Here is a 16,621-nt window from a genome sequence, read left to right on the forward strand (position 1 = left end):
CTAAGTACATTGAAAAAAAGGCAGTACATGCAAGATTGGACGATATTAGAACAACTTTGGCGGCAATATTGCGATCCCGCATATCGCCCCGATACTGGCAATAGAAGTATGTGGCGCCGCCAAGTGCAAGCCTTATATGCCAACAACATTGCCCACCCGGTTGCACTCCAATATTTACTGCAAGAACGCCCAGGATTAGATGCTTTTCGAGAATGGATAAGCACGTCAAATGCGCAATACCAAGTCGTGGATGACGCTAGCGACGATGCCGAAAACAACTACGAACTCTCTGCGGAACAAATCGCGTTCTGGCAAAACAACGGTTATCTCGTTTTGCCGAGTGTTATCACCGCCGAAGCATGCGCCGCAAGCTGTGACGCCATCTGGCAATTTCTCGGCGCAGACCTACAAACACCATCTAGCTGGTACCAATCGCAACATCTACAGAGAGGTTTAATGGCGCCGCTATATAACCACCCGCGCTTAAACACCAATCGTGCCTCAAAACGCATTCGTGCGGCCTATGAGCAATTATATGGACACAGCGACATTTACAAATCGATTGATCACGTCAGTTTTAATCCGCCGGAAACGACTACATTTTCATTCCGTGGTAGCCCCTTGCACTGGGATGTCAGCCTAGCACAACCGATTCCAGATCGATTTCAGGGACTACTCTACTTAACTGATTGCAAGGACAACGACGGTGCCTTTCATTGTGTTCCAGGATTTCAGAATCAGTTAGCTGATTGGTTAAATGGGCTCAATCCAGGAGAAGATCCTCGACAAGTCGCCGAGCAAACTTTGCAAGCGCAAGCGGTGCCAGGCAATGCTGGCGACTTTGTGATCTGGCACCAGGCCTTGCCGCACTGTGCAACAGCAAATCGTGGTCGAACGCCGAGAATGGTGCAATATCTGACCTATATACCAAACGATGATGTCGAACACAGCGTATGGATTTAGCTTGTCAGACGCTCACTGTTGATCGACATTGAATGTAGGCGCCGAGAGACCAAAAAATTAAATCAACTAACACCTTCAAAGGACAACTTATGCAATTTAGCGACCTATTAGCGACCCTAGAAAACATTGATCATCTGGCCGCCATCGAACTATACGATGGTGAACAATTGAACGCCCGTATCGACAATAAACCAGGCTCAGCTGGCAGCGTTCGGGTGTATAACACGCTAGTTCAAGAGTTTGGTGAGATCAATCTAGCTGCAGCTGAAAAAGGTCTGCAACTGTACGCCGAACATACGGCAGACGCAAAAGCGTTTCCCGGCAAACACCCCAATATTGATCGCCTGTTGGCCTTCGTTGAAAAGACCTGTACAAATCAAAACAATCGCCACTACGAGGTCAAACTAATCGCACAATAAACACAGATTGTTGTGAGGTGAATGGCAGGTCGTGCTCAGCAATGTTGACGCTAAGGCACTACGATGCCATTCCACGCAGGGTCGACATGCATCTGCTGCAAGATAGCGCCAAGTACCGGATGGCCTTTTGGAAATACTTGAGGAAATAAAACCCCACGATCGTATTGATCGTGCGACTTGGACAAGGTAGGAAATTTTCCCCACAAATCCGGTTGATGCTTCACGAGAAATTCATGAGTTGACCTGCCAATAATGGCGACATCAATGCGCATTCGGAATAGCTTTAGGAAATGGTGAACTTCACTACTGGCATCATCGCGTTGCAATCTTTTTGCCAACGCGATTTCATCGACATCATGCCATGCAGGCGCGATCCATAAAGTTGGTCGATAACTTAAACCGGCTCTAATTTAGCGATTGCCAATTTCAAAGCTTCAAAACAACGCTCATCAATCGCCGTATGCAAATTTTCTGCCATCATTTCTAAGGTTCGGGGAATAGGAATCGCACCGCGATATGGACGTTCAGCGGTGATTGCATCGAAAATATCGGCAGTCGTAATGATGCGTGTCTCAAGACAGATCTGCTCCGCATGTAAGCCTTTGGGATAACCGGTACCGTCTAATTTCTCGTGATGAGCCGCCGCGACTTTGGCTAACTCTGCAAAGACCGAAATACGCGACAAAATCGTCTCGGTATAACTGGCGTGTAGCTTGACTTCATCCCATTCCGAAATATCTAATTTTCCCGCTTTGTCGAGCACACTATTACTAACGCCAAGTTTGCCAACATCGTGCAGTAACGCACCGCGCTTCAACCAGCGCCGGCGCGCTGGACTAAGCTCTAAGGCTTCAGCAATCATATCGGTATACAGAGCAACCCGCGCGCTGTGTCCACTCGTGTAAGGACTTTTAGAATCAACCACCTGCCCAAATGCGGCGGCAATATCATCCAGATAATCGTCGTCTATCGGCACTTCATGCGCATCAGGCTCCAACGCCACCACTTTCTGCGTAATGTCTGCCGACCGTAAATCCCGCCAAAAATTCTCATCCTTAGCAACGGTCTCGAATGCATCAACCAGCAAGGGATCAAACCAAACGCCAGAACGGTCGCGAATCTCTTGCAATGCAGCTTCAGCGCCATCAGCAACTTGAAACACGTCGATCACTTGCGATAATAAAGCGATACGAGAAAAAATCGGGATCGACTCGGCACGCAAACCCTCAGGCCGACCTTGGCCGTTAAAGTGTTCATCCAAACTATAAATACCTTGCGCAACATCTTCCGAAAAACGTAATAAACGAGCGATTTCGGCACCTCGCTGACAACGAGTTGCAATCAATTCTTGGGCGATATTACGACCATCGCGCAAGATCGTTAAGACACTACGAAAGCGCTCTGCTAGACCAGCTTTCAAACCCGTATGTTTCAGCACAAAATGCAGTACCTGCGGCAAACTGTCACCGACCGTTTTGAAGTCACGCTTAAATTGCAGATCATCGGTCAGGTATAGCTCGCAAATGCGCGCAGCATTGCTGCTGCAGCCAAGATCCTTGAGCAGTAAGGTGTAGTACAAGTCCCACAACTGATTTTCTGGCAGATGGATTTCGCGACCGATATGCATACCGATCCAGCAGCATCGTATGCAATGTCCTTCGGGCTGCCCTTCGGTGATGTCGAGTGCGTGACTGAGCGCACTGATGAGTTCAGATAATTTAAGTCCAGGGACTGGGCTGGCATTTGATGTATCCCAATTCGAGCTACGCTCTGGCATGTCATATCCTCTCTTGCTTGCGCTTACCCGACAAGACATCGAGCATATCAATATCGCAAAGAATACATCAAATCCCGAAAATTTGCCGAAAAGAAACTATTCAGATCGGCTAAATCAATCGCAATACCCCTTATTTGCCAACGGCAAATAAAACCGCATTATTGATGGCATACACCTTTCCGTCTGCCCCTACCGCGGTTGGTGTATAGGATTCACCAAGACCACTGGTTAAACGAATTTTTTCGCTGAGTTTATTGGTGGTCAGATCCCAGCGATACAAGTATCCATCTTCACTATTCACGATCACAGATTTAGTAAAAGGATCGACCGCTGCCGTATTGACGCACCATTCAATAAAACCGCCTGGCACATTCGGATCTGGTGTTGGACCTAACAGTGTCAATACTTCCGCCATCACTTTAATGCCGGATATTTTGTCGTTTTGCTCGGTGTGTGGATCAAGAATCGCAATTTCATTCATGCCGTTACCAGAACCTGCACGCTCGTAATTATTGTATTTCACCATCAAGAGATAGGTCGAAGTCCCTTTGTAGCTCGGTACCAGATTCGCTGGGACCACAGAAGCGGTATCGTCCCAACCAAATGAACCAGGAATTTTAGTTTGCGACAAATCGGCATTGAAGTGCAACAACCAACCACGTGCATTATGCGTCCCATACGTTTTTTCCAAGACGCCAATATAAACATCGCCGTCTGGTGCGACCGTGGGTGAAGCCGTGCTGTCATCAGAAATATTGGCCGGACCTTTTTCATTTGGATCAATTAATTGAACTTTCGATTTCAAAGCTAGGGTCGTACTATCCAAAGCCAACAAATAGCCGGTCTGACGTACACCAGTCGCAATATTGTCATTGACGACGACATAGATCGTTTTTTGATCTTTGGAAACGGCGATCGCACTATTGGTAGCGACTTTTGCGACTCCAGTACCGGGCACAATCGCACTAATATCTGTCGTCACCGACTTCCCATCGGCACCGATGCGCGTGACACCACTTTTTAGACCAGCCGGATTACCTGCTGCGGCAACAAAACCAAAGTAAATATTACTTTGTGCATCGCTGGAAATCGGCGTGTTGATCACAATCGCTTTATCTAAAACGCTCTTATTGGCGGCGTAGACGCTATCACCATAAAACACGATACTCTTCAAGGTCCCGGTTGCTGCATCGGCATCGTCACGGTAAAGCACTTTGCCACCAGCACCTGGCGCATATAGACGATTATTCGGCGCTAAGCTAATGTTATAAGAGGGTGTCCAGCGATACGCTGGCATAACATAGTCAGTATTCTCAGACCAAATCAGCTTACCATCGATCCCACTACGCGCTTCAAAACGATACACGGGATCGGCGGCAGTTTTGACCGGTAAAATCACGGTATTTTTCGCGGTAATCACTGGTGAACCGTAGTGCACTAACAAATATCCTTGCGCCGAGTATTTGGGTGCGAGATCGACTGGAGTCTGCCAAACGATGCGTGAATACGCCTGCGTTGCAACGCCAGACAAGCCCTCATGCTGTGCATTGCCACCAAAATTGAGCCACGGTGGACCGCCGACAGCGGGATTAGCAGTGACAGCATTTCCTCCTGAACCACCGCAGGCAGCGATGACAGAAACGGCAATGATGCTCACTACGCTTGTCAGCAGCCATTGTTTGCTGAGCTTGTTTTTTGGTTTCATTTCCCGCATTTGATTGTCTCTATCAATTATTATGTGAACTTGCTTAAGGATTTCACTACGAATAGTAGTAAGCGGAAAGTAGATTGACGCAAAATAAGAAAAAATTCAAGTAAGATGACTCACTCCCACAGCAAGTGTCGTCTCTGTGCTTTTTTTGAGTCACAATTCATATTGTTCGCGCACGCAATTTCACTCCGAATTTTGTCAATCACTGATGTTTAACATTTTTTTCTACTTGATGCTTGTTGCGGTTAGCCTTTTTGGCTGTCAGCGGCAAGAGAATTCAAACCCACAACAATCTGGCGCAATGACAACAAAAGTCGAGACGCCAGCAATGGAAAAAACGTCTTATCCCCTGCTTTTTGTCACCCAAGTACCGACAGCTCACGATTTCAACAACCGTTTATCCGCCTTCGCCAATCACCGAACAACGACCGCAGATGTGCCACGTGGCGGCGATTTGATGTTGCTTTATCCGGATGGGACGATCAGAAATCTGACACAAGAAGCCGGTTTTGGCATGTCTGGCTTACAGGGACAGAAAGCAATCGCGGTGCGAGAGCCTTCGGTTCATCCCAGCGGTAAAAAAGCCTTGTTTAGTCTATTACTCGGCTCACCCAAAAAAAATCAAACAAACAATCACTATCGTTGGCAGATTTATGAAGTCGAAGGTCTGGCAGCAAATGACAAGGCAAAGATCCGCCGACTTGCTAAACAAGATCCACGCTATAACAATCTTTCGCCGATCTATGCTGACGACGACAGCATAATTTTCACCTCGGATCGTCCACGTACCGGCGAAGCCCATCTCTATCCACAACTCGATGAATATGAAGCGACACCGAGTATTTCAGGGATATGGAAACTCAATCCAGCGAGTGGACAATTGCAACTATTGAGTCATACGCCAAGTGGTGCGTTTAACCCCATTATTGATAGTTTTGGTCGGGTGATTTTCACGCGCTGGGATCATCTGCAACAAGATCAGCTTGCCGACAGAGATCGCGATGCTGATCGCAATGGGGTTAGTTTGCCATTTCAATCATTTAATTTTTCGGACGAATCTGCCACCGCCAAAGCATTGCAAGAACGGGTTGAAATTTTCCCGGAATCACGCGTAGGCAGCAGTGGCACTTACGGCGATGTCAGTCCATATCGCAGCAATTTTTTTACGCTTTGGCAGATTGATCAAGATGGGGCGAATGAAGAGACCGTCAATCACGTCGGTCAACATGAACTGGCTTTCGGTTTTGCGACACCCAGCTTTAGAAATGATATGAATCTCAGTCGCAGTACTAACGAACAATTTTATGCCAATCGACAACCACTACGCCGCGAAGGTGGGCTTTTTCATTTGCGCGAAGATCCGCTAGAACCAGGTACTTTTTTTGGCATTAATGCCAGAGAGTCAGGCTCATTCACTACTGATAGCATCGTCAAAATTAGTGCAAGACCAGACTTAAATCCTGAGCAAATGCAGGTGATCGCTGTTACCAAGATCGATAAAAGCGACAATTTACAAGATGGTCGTTATCGTAATCCTTTGCCCTTGTCCGATGGTCGATTGATTGCCAGCCATACTAGCCATCAACTTCCCCCGGATGCAGAATCCACCTTACAAGATCTTCGGATCAAAGTGTTAGAACGACATCCAAAAACCGGTTTGTACACCGCCAAGCATGCCTTAACTCAGGGCATACACAAAGAGTTGAGCTGGTGGGATGGCAAACAATTGAAGCACTTCAAGGGCGACTTATGGGAAATCGAAGCGGTTGAACTCAAGCCTCAAAAGAACATAACACCACCAACAAAGTCGCTAGAATCGCCGGAGCAAGCCATCTTTAAAGAAGCACAAGTCGATGAATCCACACTTCGACAATGGTTAACTGACCAAAACTTAGCGCTGATTATTACTCGGAATCAAACTAGTCGCGACCGCGCTGACCAACAACAACCCTTTAATCTGAAAGTGCCAAATGGCGTCAGCACGGTCTCAAAAGCGGCGACTAGCGGCGTGATCTATGAGATACAACATTTTCAAATCTTACAGGCGGAACAAATTCGTGCCTACCCAGATCGGCCTGGTCGTCGCCACTTGGCACAAACCATCACAAACTTTCATCCACTCAATATCCAAGAACCAGACATTGCCAGTAGTGTCATCATCGCCAAAGATGGTTCCACCGCCGCCTTCGTTCCCGCTGCCCGAGCACTAACGTGGCAAACCACTGACGCCGAAGGTAACGCGGTCGTACGCGAACGCAACTGGGTTACATTCAAAGCCGGCGAGATTCGCGTCTGTGCTGCCTGTCATGGTGTGAATCAAAGAGATCAGGCAGATTTTCCGGCACCATTCAATAAGCCAGAAGCGCTTCGCGAATTACTCACTCAATGGAAGAAAATCAGTCAAAATGCATCTTCGCTCAGCAAATAGTCTTCAACACCGCACAAAGCACCGAAAACGCCAAGCTACAAAGCCGTCAGAAATTTACTGAGCAAATGTAACTTAAATACTGCATTGCAAAAACGGACAAATTCAGCCTCTCTTGTAGCTAAAAGCCTTTATAATCAAGGGTTTTTGCTAGTTTGCTTCCTTGTTTTATGGAAACATGTACAAACAAAGCCTACAACTAAGCATATAAATTGCAATTTACTTAAGAATTTTCTGACCTATGAAGGTTTTTCGTGGACTTCCAAATGCTGCCGCTCGCGCACCGTGCGCTCTGGCCATTGGCAATTTTGATGGCGTACATCTTGGGCACCAAGCCTTACTGTCTGATTTGCGCGCAGCAGCCACACGTCTAAACATCGAAGCCGCCGTGATGAGTTTTGAACCTCATCCACGCGCATTCTTTGCACAACGACTCTGCGATCTGTCAAAAGCCCCAAGCCGCATTGCCAATCTACGCGACAACTTATCGGCGCTTGATCAAGCAGGTATAGACCGCGTAATCGTCGAACATTTCAACGCCCATTTCGCAGCACTCAGCCCGGAAGAATTTATCCAAAAGATTTTAGTTGACGGCCTGCATGTGAAATTGGTGATGGTCGGTGATGATTTCCGATTTGGTGCAAAACGAGCCGGCGATATTAATACACTAAAAGAAGCTGGAGAACGCTACGGCTTTGTGGTGCAAACAATGAGTACCGTAGAACGACAAGGTGAACGCATTTCCTCCTCTGCCGTACGTGATGCTTTAGCTGCAGGTAATTTCGAAGAAGCACAACATTTGTTGGGACGTCCGTATCAAATTTCTGGTCACGTTATACACGGTCAAAAGCTAGGTCGCACCTTGGGATTTCCCACCTTGAATTTGCGCATTGCGCATCATAAACCTGCGGTAATGGGCATTTTCGTCGTGCAAGTACATGGATTAAGCGAACAGCCTTTACCAGCGGTTGCCAGCATGGGCGTGCGCCCAACGGTGGACGACAGTGGTCGCGTACTACTCGAAACGCACATCCTCGATCAACACGTCGATGCCTACGGCAAAGTCATTCATGTCGAGTTTTTACAAAAGCTGCGCGACGAAGAAAAGTATGTCGATTTACCGACTTTAACTGCCGCCATTAATCGCGATGCCGATCAAGCGCGTAGCTATTTCAAGAGACGCGTTGGCTCAGCGACGGATCGAATTTGAAGAACGCTCGGCAAGTTCATAAAAAGATTTAGGATGAAAAACTAAAAAAGATTTCGCCGCAGAGGCGCAGAGGACGCAGAGAAAAGCATCAACACTATTTAGATTTGTCATTGCCGCGTAGGCGGGAATCCAGTGGCGTAAAGCCGTGGTCGCCGAAAGACGCTGGACTCCTGCTTCCGCGAATGACATAAGAATCTCAGCGTACTCTGCGCCTCTGCGGCAAAGACTTTTGAATTTCATCCAAAGAATTCCAAAATTTAATTTAAACGAAGAAAACTATGTCTAACGATAAGCAAGCAAAAAAAGACGGCGGCAAGCCGGCAAGCAAGTATCCAGTCAACATGACGGAAACTCCCTTTCCAATGCGCGGCGATCTCGCTAAGCGTGAACCGCAATGGGTCAAGAGCTGGCAAGAAAAGAAAATCTACGAACGTGTGCGCAAAGCCGCCAAGGGCCGTCCACAATTCATCTTGCATGATGGTCCTCCGTATGCGAATGGCGATATCCATATCGGTCACGCCGTCAACAAAGTATTGAAAGACATGATCATCAAAGCACGCACCATGGCTGGCTTTGATGCGCCTTATGTGCCAGGCTGGGATTGCCACGGTATGCCTATCGAAATCCAAATCGAGAAACTGCATGGCAAAAACCTACCTGTCGCTGAAGTGCAAGAAAAAGCCCGCGCGTACGCAGAAGTACAAATCGAGCGCCAAAAAGCCGACTTCATCCGTTTAGGTGTCTTGGGCGAATGGGATAATCCTTACAAAACCATGGCCTTCGGTAATGAAGCCGATGAAATACGCGCACTCGGCAAACTGTTCGAAAAAGGCTATGTCTACCGTGGCTTAAAGCCAGTGAACTGGTGTTTCGATTGCGGCTCTGCTTTGGCAGAAGCAGAGGTTGAATACGAAAACAAACGTGATCCATCTATCGATGTCGGCTTTCCGTTCGCTGAAAACGACAAGTTAGCGAAAGCTTTCGGCCTCGACAAACTACCTCTGGAAAAAGGTTATTGCGTGATCTGGACCACGACCCCGTGGACCATCCCATCCAATCAAGCTCTGAACATGCATCCAGAGATCACTTACGCTTTGATCAAAACCGAACGTGATGGCGAACCTTGTCTGATTTTGATGGCAAAAGACTTGATCGAAACCGCCTTCACCAATTGGGGCATGCAAGCCGAAATCATCGCCACTTGCCTGGGCGAAGCGCTGTCTGAAATCAAATTCAAACATCCTTTAGCTGCAATGCATGAAGGCTATGATCGTTTTTCACCTGTGTACTTGGGCGACTACGTCAGCACAGAAACCGGTACCGGCGTGGTTCACTCTGCACCTTCATACGGTATCGAAGATTTCCAGTCCTGCAAAGCGCATGGCATGAAAGATGACGACATGCTGAACCCAGTGATGGGCGATGGCCGCTACGCATCTTGGCTGCCGTTCTTTGCAGGCATGACGATCTGGGAAGCCTCCAAGCCGATCTGCGATAAATTGCGCGAAGCAGGTACTTTGTTCTCACTGAAAATGTTTGACCACAGCTACATGCATTGCTGGCGCCATAAAACGCCGATCATCTATCGCGCGACTTCACAGTGGTTCGCGAGCATGGACAACACACCAGCCGATGGCGGTGCCAGCTTGCGCGAAACCGCATTGAAAGCGATTGATGAAACTGCCTTTTTCCCAGGATGGGGTAAGGCTCGTTTGCACGGCATGATCGCGAATCGTCCTGACTGGACTTTGTCACGTCAGCGTCAATGGGGCGTGCCTATGGCTTTCCTCTTGCACAAAGAAACCGGCCAAATCCATCCACGCACGCCAGAGTTGTTAGAAGTGATTGCGAAGCGCGTGGAAAAAGAAGGTATCGAAGCCTGGCAAAACATCACGGTCGAAGAATTGATCGGCGATGAAGCAGCGCAGTATGAGAAAAATCGCGACACCTTAGACGTGTGGTTCGACTCCGGCGCAACGCATTTCACCGTCTTGCGCGGCTCACACAAAGAACAATCCGCCTACCCTGCTGATCTCTACCTCGAAGGTTCGGATCAACATCGCGGCTGGTTCCACTCTTCTTTATTGACCGCCTCTATGCTCGATGGCCATGCGCCTTACAAAGCTTTGCTGACACACGGTTTCGTGGTCGACGGCGAAGGCAAGAAAATGTCGAAATCCAAAGGCAATGTGATCGCGCCACAAAAAGTGTTCGATACTTTGGGTGCAGACATCTTGCGCTTGTGGGTGGCATCAACTGACTACTCTGGCGAACTCTCGATCTCCGATGAAATCTTGAAACGCGTGACTGAATCTTATCGTCGTATCCGTAACACGCTGCGCTTCTTGCTGGCGAACACCTCAGACTTCGATTTCAGCAAAGATGCGGTTGCAACGAATGATTTATTCGAAATCGATCAATACGCGATTGCGCACACAGCAGCCTTGCAGAAAGAAATCTTGGCGCATTACGACGCTTTTGAATTCCACCCTGTCATCAGCAAATTGCAGTCATTCTGCTCTGAAGATTTAGGCGGCTTCTACCTCGACATTTTAAAAGATCGTTTGTACACCAGCGGCACGACATCATTCGCACGTCGCTCAGCACAAACAGCAATCTGGCACATCACGCAAAGCTTGTTGCGCTTGATGGCACCAACGCTGTCATTCACAGCAGAAGAAGCATGGCAAAGTTTCGCCAGCGCAGAGGCATTTACAAGCAGCGACGAAACCATCTTCACGCAAACCTATTACGAGTTGCCAGCGATTGCGAATAGCGAAGCACTGGAAGCCAAGTACGCCAGTTTGCGTGCAGTACGTGCAGATGTGACTAAGCAATTAGAAGAAGTCCGTGTCTCTGGCGCGATCGGTTCTTCACTGCAAGCGGAAGTTTTGATCAAAGCGAGTGGCGATAAGTTTGGCGTGTTGAGTAGCTTAGAAGATGATTTGAAATTTGCCTTGATCACTTCTGCTGCTAGCGTTGAACAAGTCGCTACAGAAGCCGACGAAACTGTCGTGGTCAGTGCATCGAAATATCAAAAATGCGAACGCTGCTGGCACTATCGTGCAGATGTCGGTGTCAATGCTGAACACCCAACTCTGTGCGGTCGTTGCAATAGCAATTTGTTTGGTGCGGGTGAAGTACGTAAGTACGCGTAATGTAAGAATGTTGGGCGGGTGATGAAACCCGCGCCGCCAAGCCATACGGCACCTGAGCAGCGCGGATTGCTTCCGCCCTACAAAAAATCCGTTGTCGTTCCTGCGAAAGCAGAAATCCAGTGTCTTTTGATGTATCGAGAACGCCACTGGACTCCTGCCTTCGCAGGAGTGACGACAAGAAATCCCCTCTCCCGCAAGCGGGAGAGGGTTAGGGTGAGGGAGTTTCAGAAACTGCAAAGTCTAAATTGGGTCAATCAATGAAATTAATTACATAAAAAAACGATGCCTCAATTGACTTTATCCGAATCTGAATCACCCTCATCCCCAACCCTTCTCCCGCCTGCGGGAGAAGGGAGTTAACAACGAAAGCTGTCAAACCTATGGCCACGAAAAAAACCAACACCTTCTCAAACAAACCTAAATCCTCCAACGGATTATTCGGCATTTGGATGGGGCTCGCAGCCATCGTCATTTTGCTCGATCAAGTCACCAAAATCACGATAGAAAAAGCCTTTCACTACGCCGAACTATATCCAGTGACCTCGTTCTTCAATTTAACCTTGGTCTACAACAAAGGCGCGGCTTTTAGTTTTCTCGCCAACGAAGGCGGCTGGCAGCGTTATCTATTCACTGCAATTGGTGTTGTCGCTTCCATCGTGATTACGGTGCTGCTCAAAAAACACGCCTCACAAAAACTATTTTGCTGGTCACTCGCGCTCATCATGGGCGGTGCTATCGGCAATGTGATTGATCGTTTGTTGTATGGTCATGTCATCGACTTCTTAGATTTTCATTACAAAGACACCTACCACTTCGCGGCATTCAACTTAGCCGATAGTGCGATCTGTTTGGGTGCGGCTTTGTTTATTCTCGATGAGTTACGACGCGTAAAAAAATAAGGAAACAATCATGGCTTCCCGACTCGCTGGTAAAAAAATCGTCCTTGGCTTAACTGGTGGCGTAGCCTGCTACAAGGTCGCCGACCTCTGCCGCTCGCTAGGCAAACTCGGCGCGACTGTGCAAGTCGTGATGACACAAAGCGCCACGCAATTTATTACGCCAGTGACGATGCAAGCCTTGTCGGGCAATACGGTCTACACAGATCAATGGGATGCGCGCATCGCCAACAACATGCCGCACATTGATCTCACACGCGATGCGGATGCGATATTGATCGCACCTTGCAGCACCAATTTCATTTACAAATTAGCCCATGGCGCATGCGACGATTTGCTGTCCACACTCTGCATCGCCCGCCCCGCTCATCTACCTTTATTTATTGCACCAGCGATGAACGTAGAAATGTGGAGCAACCCAGCGACGCAACGCAATGTGGCACAAGTTAAACAAGACGGCATCATAGTCTTCGGCCCTGCTGCCGGCGAACAAGCCTGTGGCGAAGTCGGAATGGGTCGCATGTTAGAGCCAGTGCAAATTTTGGCAGAACTAGAAGCAGCATTTCAAAGCAAGACACTGGCGGGCAAACGCGTACTCATCACCGCTGGCCCGACCTTTGAACCGATTGACCCCGTGCGTGGCATTACCAATTTATCCTCAGGAAAAATGGGCTATGCGATTGCCCAAGCAGCTTGGGAAGCAGGTGCGCACGTAAGCTTAGTTTCTGGCCCAACAGCCTTAGAAGCCCCTTACGGCGTACAACGCCAGCAAGTGCAAACCGCACAGCAAATGCATGATGCGGTGATGGCTCAGGTGAGCACTCAAGACATTTTCATCGCAGTAGCCGCAGTAGCCGATTGGCGCGTAGCGAATGCCAGCGATCAAAAAATCAAGAAGACCAGCGATAGCGACACGCCACAACTGCAATTCGCGCAAAACCCAGACATCCTCGCCAGCGTCGCAGCACTAGCAAAAGCGCCCTACTGCGTCGGCTTCGCAGCGGAATCGGAAAACCTGCTCGAATACGGCGCTGCCAAACGCATCAAGAAAAACATCCCACTCCTAGTCGGCAATATCGGCCACCAAACTTTTGGCAAAGACGAGAATGAATTGGTGTTGTTTGATGCGAATGGACATCAGGCATTGCCTAAGGCGGATAAGCAGACTCTGGCGAATCAACTCATCTCCGAAATCGCAAAAAGAATTCAAACGAACTAAAACAATATGAAAAACATAGACCTAAAAATCCTAGACCCACGCATGAAAGACCAACTCCCTGCCTACGGTACACCGGGCAGCGCGGGCCTTGATCTACGTGCGTGCATCGACGAAGCCATCACCATTCAACCCGGCGAAACAGTCTTGATTCCAACTGGCTTGGCGATCCACATTGGAGACCCAGGTTACGCCGCCATGATCTTGCCACGCAGCGGCATGGGTCACAAAAACGGCATCGTGCTTGGTAATTTGGTTGGTTTGATCGATTCCGATTATCAAGGTCAGCTCATGATCTCGACTTGGAATCGCGGGCAAAATGCCTTCACTTTAAATCCTATGGAACGTCTCGCGCAGTTGATTATTGTGCCTGTGTTACAGGTCGGCTTTAACATCGTTGAAGAGTTTGGCGACAGTGAACGTGGTGAAGGTGGATTTGGTAGTACGGGGAAGCATTGAGGAACTAAAGCCCTTCTCCCGCAAGCGGGAGAAGGGTTGGGATGAGGGTGGTTCAGCAAGCAAACATTTTGGCGTACTCGAACAAACATGAAGTAATCAAACAAGCTGTGCAGATTTCTGAGCCTCCCTCACTCCAACCCGCCCGCGGGAGAGGGAGCTATGAAGTAAATACTGGTCTGGTAACTATTTAAGAAGCCATCAACCGTTTTACCGTCACTCCTGCGAAGGCAGGAGTCCAGCGACTTTCGTTGATCAACCAAAGACGCTGAATTCCCGCTTAAAGCATGCGGGAATGACAGACTTTGCAGTAAGCTTAGTTTTCGTCAGTCCACCGAACTCGAAACAAAAGAAACATCAGAAACAAACAAGCAATAACAAAGCAACACCCAAGCCCAACTCAAAAAGAGCAACGGCAATTAAGTAACCAACACAAATTGGTTTTAACGGCGCAAACGGCTATCATATGCGCCACCCGAGGATTTCTAAAAATCTCATTTGGGGATGAGACGCTAGGCGTACACCGGAGCAATATGTCAATATTGCGAGGATGTACAACAACGCGGATCGCCCCATATGAGGTTTTGAGAAGTTCTCGAATAAATATTGGAGAATAAAGTATGGCAACTTTCAGCGTTAAAGACGTCCTCAACGGCAAAGCCCCGAGTGACACCAGTGTTACCGTTCAAGGTTGGGTTCGCACCCGCCGCGATTCCAAAGCTGGCGTATCCTTCCTGGCATTAACCGACGGCTCTTGCTTCGGCACTTTGCAAATCGTCGTACCAAACACTTTGGGCAATTACGACAGTGAAGTTTTGCACCTGACAGCAGGCGCATCTTTCTCAGCGACTGGCATGGTCGTGCCATCGCAAGGCGGCGGTCAAAGTTTTGAAATGCAAGCGGAAAGCGTGCAAGTATTTGGCTTGGTCGAAGACCCTGACACCTACCCAATTCAACCAAAACCGCACAGCATGGAATTCTTACGTGAAAACGCCCACTTGCGCGCGCGTACTAACATCATGGGTGCTGTGGCACGTACACGTCACTCCATCGCACAAGCGATTCACCGCTTCTTCCATGAGCAAGATTTTTACTGGGTTAACACTCCTATTCTGACGGCCTCCGATTGCGAAGGTGCAGGCGAAATGTTCCGCGTTTCTACGCTGGATATGATGAACTTCCCTAAGACACCAGAAGGCAAGCCAGATTTCAGCAAAGACTTCTTCGGCAAAGAAACCTTCCTCACGGTATCTGGTCAGTTGAACGTCGAAACCTATTGCATGGCTTTGTCCAAGGTCTACACTTTCGGCCCAACCTTCCGCGCAGAAAACTCCAACACCAGCCGTCACTTGGCTGAGTTCTGGATGATCGAGCCTGAAGTCGCGTTCGCTGATCTCAAACAAAATGCCGACCTCGCTGAAGCGATGTTGAAATATGTCTTCACTGCGGTCTTGAACGAACGCGGCGACGATATGGCCTTCTTTGAAGAGCGCGTAGAAAAAGGCGTGATCGCCAAATTAGAAAACATGATCGCCAAACCATTCGTGCGCATGGACTACACCGAAGCGGTCAACATCTTGCAAAACTGCGGTCAAAAATTTGAATACCCAGTCGCATGGGGCACCGATTTGCAATCCGAACATGAACGCTACCTCGCCGAAAAACATGTAGGCGGCCCGGTGGTTCTGCAAAACTATCCGAAGGACATCAAGTCTTTCTACATGCGTATGAACGACGACGGCAAAACCGTGGCAGCGATGGATATCTTGGCACCAGGCATCGGCGAAATCATCGGCGGCTCACAACGTGAAGAACGTCTCGACGTATTAGACGCACGCATGGAAGAAGTCGGTCTCGCGAAAGAACCGTACTACTGGTACCGCGACCTGCGCCGCTACGGCACAGTACCACACGCGGGCTTTGGTTTAGGTTTTGAACGTGCTGTGTCTTACATCACTGGTGTGGGTAATGTACGCGACGTGATTCCGTTCCCGCGTACACCGGGTAACGTCAGATTCTAATTTGTGTGGTTTGAGTTTGAATGAAAAAGGGCGACTTTGGGTCGCCCTTTTTATTGGTATTTTGATGATTAAACTCGCTGTTTTGAAATTCTGTGACGTGCACTTTTTGTCGATTTGCTTATACCTCAAGTCTATACAGTATAACTAATTTGAATCAAGCGTCATGCGGGTTTCAAGAGACTTGAAACAAATTGTCTTTTTTAACGAGCCAAGTTAATATGCATTTTTGTCAAATTAAATTAAAGTTGAACTAAACCGCTACGCGGTGGGCTGTTCCTCAACGAATTATCACTAGTAAAAAGTGTATGGTTTTCTACTCTGAAGCTGGGAATGTCCCCGGTTTTGGTAAAGGAAATCATCATGAGTTCA

The 16,621-nt window shown here is 48.3% G+C and carries 13 protein-coding genes; 9 read left to right on the plus strand and 4 right to left on the minus strand.

All coding sequences use genetic code 11. The annotated features are described in order from the left end of the window. Positions 1-27 precede the first annotated feature (27 nt). Both H8K52_RS17620 and H8K52_RS17625 read left to right on the plus strand, forming a co-directional pair. A complete protein-coding gene (locus H8K52_RS17620; protein ID WP_186924223.1) occupies positions 28-963 on the plus strand; it encodes a phytanoyl-CoA dioxygenase family protein in 936 nt (311 codons plus the stop codon). Between the two features lie 89 nt (positions 964-1,052). Continuing rightward, on the plus strand, positions 1,053-1,382 hold the full coding sequence (locus H8K52_RS17625; RefSeq protein WP_186924224.1) for a DUF2322 family protein: 330 nt from the start codon (positions 1,053-1,055) through the stop codon (positions 1,380-1,382). Between the two features lie 50 nt (positions 1,383-1,432). On the opposite strand, the gene H8K52_RS17630 is transcribed toward H8K52_RS17625, so the two are convergent. The 3 genes from H8K52_RS17630 to H8K52_RS17640 all read right to left on the minus strand — a co-directional run bounded on the left by H8K52_RS17630 (position 1,433) and on the right by H8K52_RS17640 (position 4,864). Beyond that, positions 1,433-1,720, minus strand: a complete 288-nt coding sequence (locus H8K52_RS17630; protein ID WP_186924225.1) for a hypothetical protein — start codon at positions 1,718-1,720, stop codon at positions 1,433-1,435. Positions 1,721-1,776: 56 nt separating this feature from the next. After that, complete coding sequence (locus tag H8K52_RS17635) at positions 1,777-3,159, minus strand: HD-GYP domain-containing protein (RefSeq protein ID WP_186924226.1); 1,383 nt, start codon at positions 3,157-3,159, stop codon at positions 1,777-1,779. Between the two features lie 130 nt (positions 3,160-3,289). After that, positions 3,290-4,864 carry a hypothetical protein gene (locus H8K52_RS17640; RefSeq protein WP_186924227.1) on the minus strand — a complete coding sequence of 525 codons (1,575 nt, stop codon included), beginning with the start codon at positions 4,862-4,864 and terminating at the stop codon, positions 3,290-3,292. A gap of 307 nt (positions 4,865-5,171) precedes the next feature. On the opposite strand from H8K52_RS17640, the gene H8K52_RS17645 reads away from it, so the two are divergent. Together H8K52_RS17645 and H8K52_RS17650 are read left to right on the plus strand one after the other, a co-directional pair. Further along, positions 5,172-7,298 (plus strand): HzsA-related protein, encoded by a 2,127-nt coding sequence (locus H8K52_RS17645; RefSeq protein ID WP_186924228.1) that lies wholly within the window; start codon positions 5,172-5,174, stop codon positions 7,296-7,298. 238 nt (positions 7,299-7,536) lie between these two features. After that, entirely contained in the window at positions 7,537-8,505 is a 969-nt protein-coding gene (locus H8K52_RS17650) for a bifunctional riboflavin kinase/FAD synthetase (protein ID WP_186924229.1), read from the plus strand. On the opposite strand, the gene H8K52_RS21100 is transcribed toward H8K52_RS17650, so the two are convergent. Next, complete coding sequence (locus H8K52_RS21100) at positions 8,485-8,745, minus strand: hypothetical protein (RefSeq protein WP_222613824.1); 261 nt, start codon at positions 8,743-8,745, stop codon at positions 8,485-8,487. The genes H8K52_RS17650 and H8K52_RS21100 overlap by 21 nt on opposite strands. 38 nt (positions 8,746-8,783) lie before the next feature. On the opposite strand from H8K52_RS21100, the gene ileS reads away from it, so the two are divergent. The 5 genes from ileS to asnS all read left to right on the plus strand — a co-directional run bounded on the left by ileS (position 8,784) and on the right by asnS (position 16,252). Beyond that, positions 8,784-11,663, plus strand: coding sequence for an isoleucine--tRNA ligase (gene ileS, locus H8K52_RS17655; protein WP_186924230.1), 2,880 nt, complete (start codon positions 8,784-8,786; stop codon positions 11,661-11,663). Positions 11,664-12,043: 380 nt separating this feature from the next. After that, positions 12,044-12,562 (plus strand): signal peptidase II, encoded by a 519-nt coding sequence (gene lspA, locus H8K52_RS17660; protein WP_186924231.1) that lies wholly within the window; start codon positions 12,044-12,046, stop codon positions 12,560-12,562. A gap of 10 nt (positions 12,563-12,572) precedes the next feature. Next, entirely contained in the window at positions 12,573-13,778 is a 1,206-nt protein-coding gene (gene coaBC / locus H8K52_RS17665) for a bifunctional phosphopantothenoylcysteine decarboxylase/phosphopantothenate--cysteine ligase CoaBC (protein ID WP_186924232.1), read from the plus strand. A 6-nt stretch (positions 13,779-13,784) separates the two neighbouring features. Then, positions 13,785-14,234 carry a dUTP diphosphatase gene (gene dut / locus H8K52_RS17670; protein WP_186924233.1) on the plus strand — a complete coding sequence of 150 codons (450 nt, stop codon included), beginning with the start codon at positions 13,785-13,787 and terminating at the stop codon, positions 14,232-14,234. Between the two features lie 617 nt (positions 14,235-14,851). Next, entirely contained in the window at positions 14,852-16,252 is a 1,401-nt protein-coding gene (gene asnS / locus H8K52_RS17675; RefSeq protein ID WP_186924234.1) for an asparagine--tRNA ligase, read from the plus strand. Positions 16,253-16,621: the final 369 nt, after the last annotated feature.

The sequence above is a fragment of the Affinundibacterium seohonense genome (assembly GCF_014284305.1).
GTDB lineage: Bacteria > Pseudomonadota > Gammaproteobacteria > Burkholderiales > Burkholderiaceae_D > Undibacterium > Undibacterium seohonense.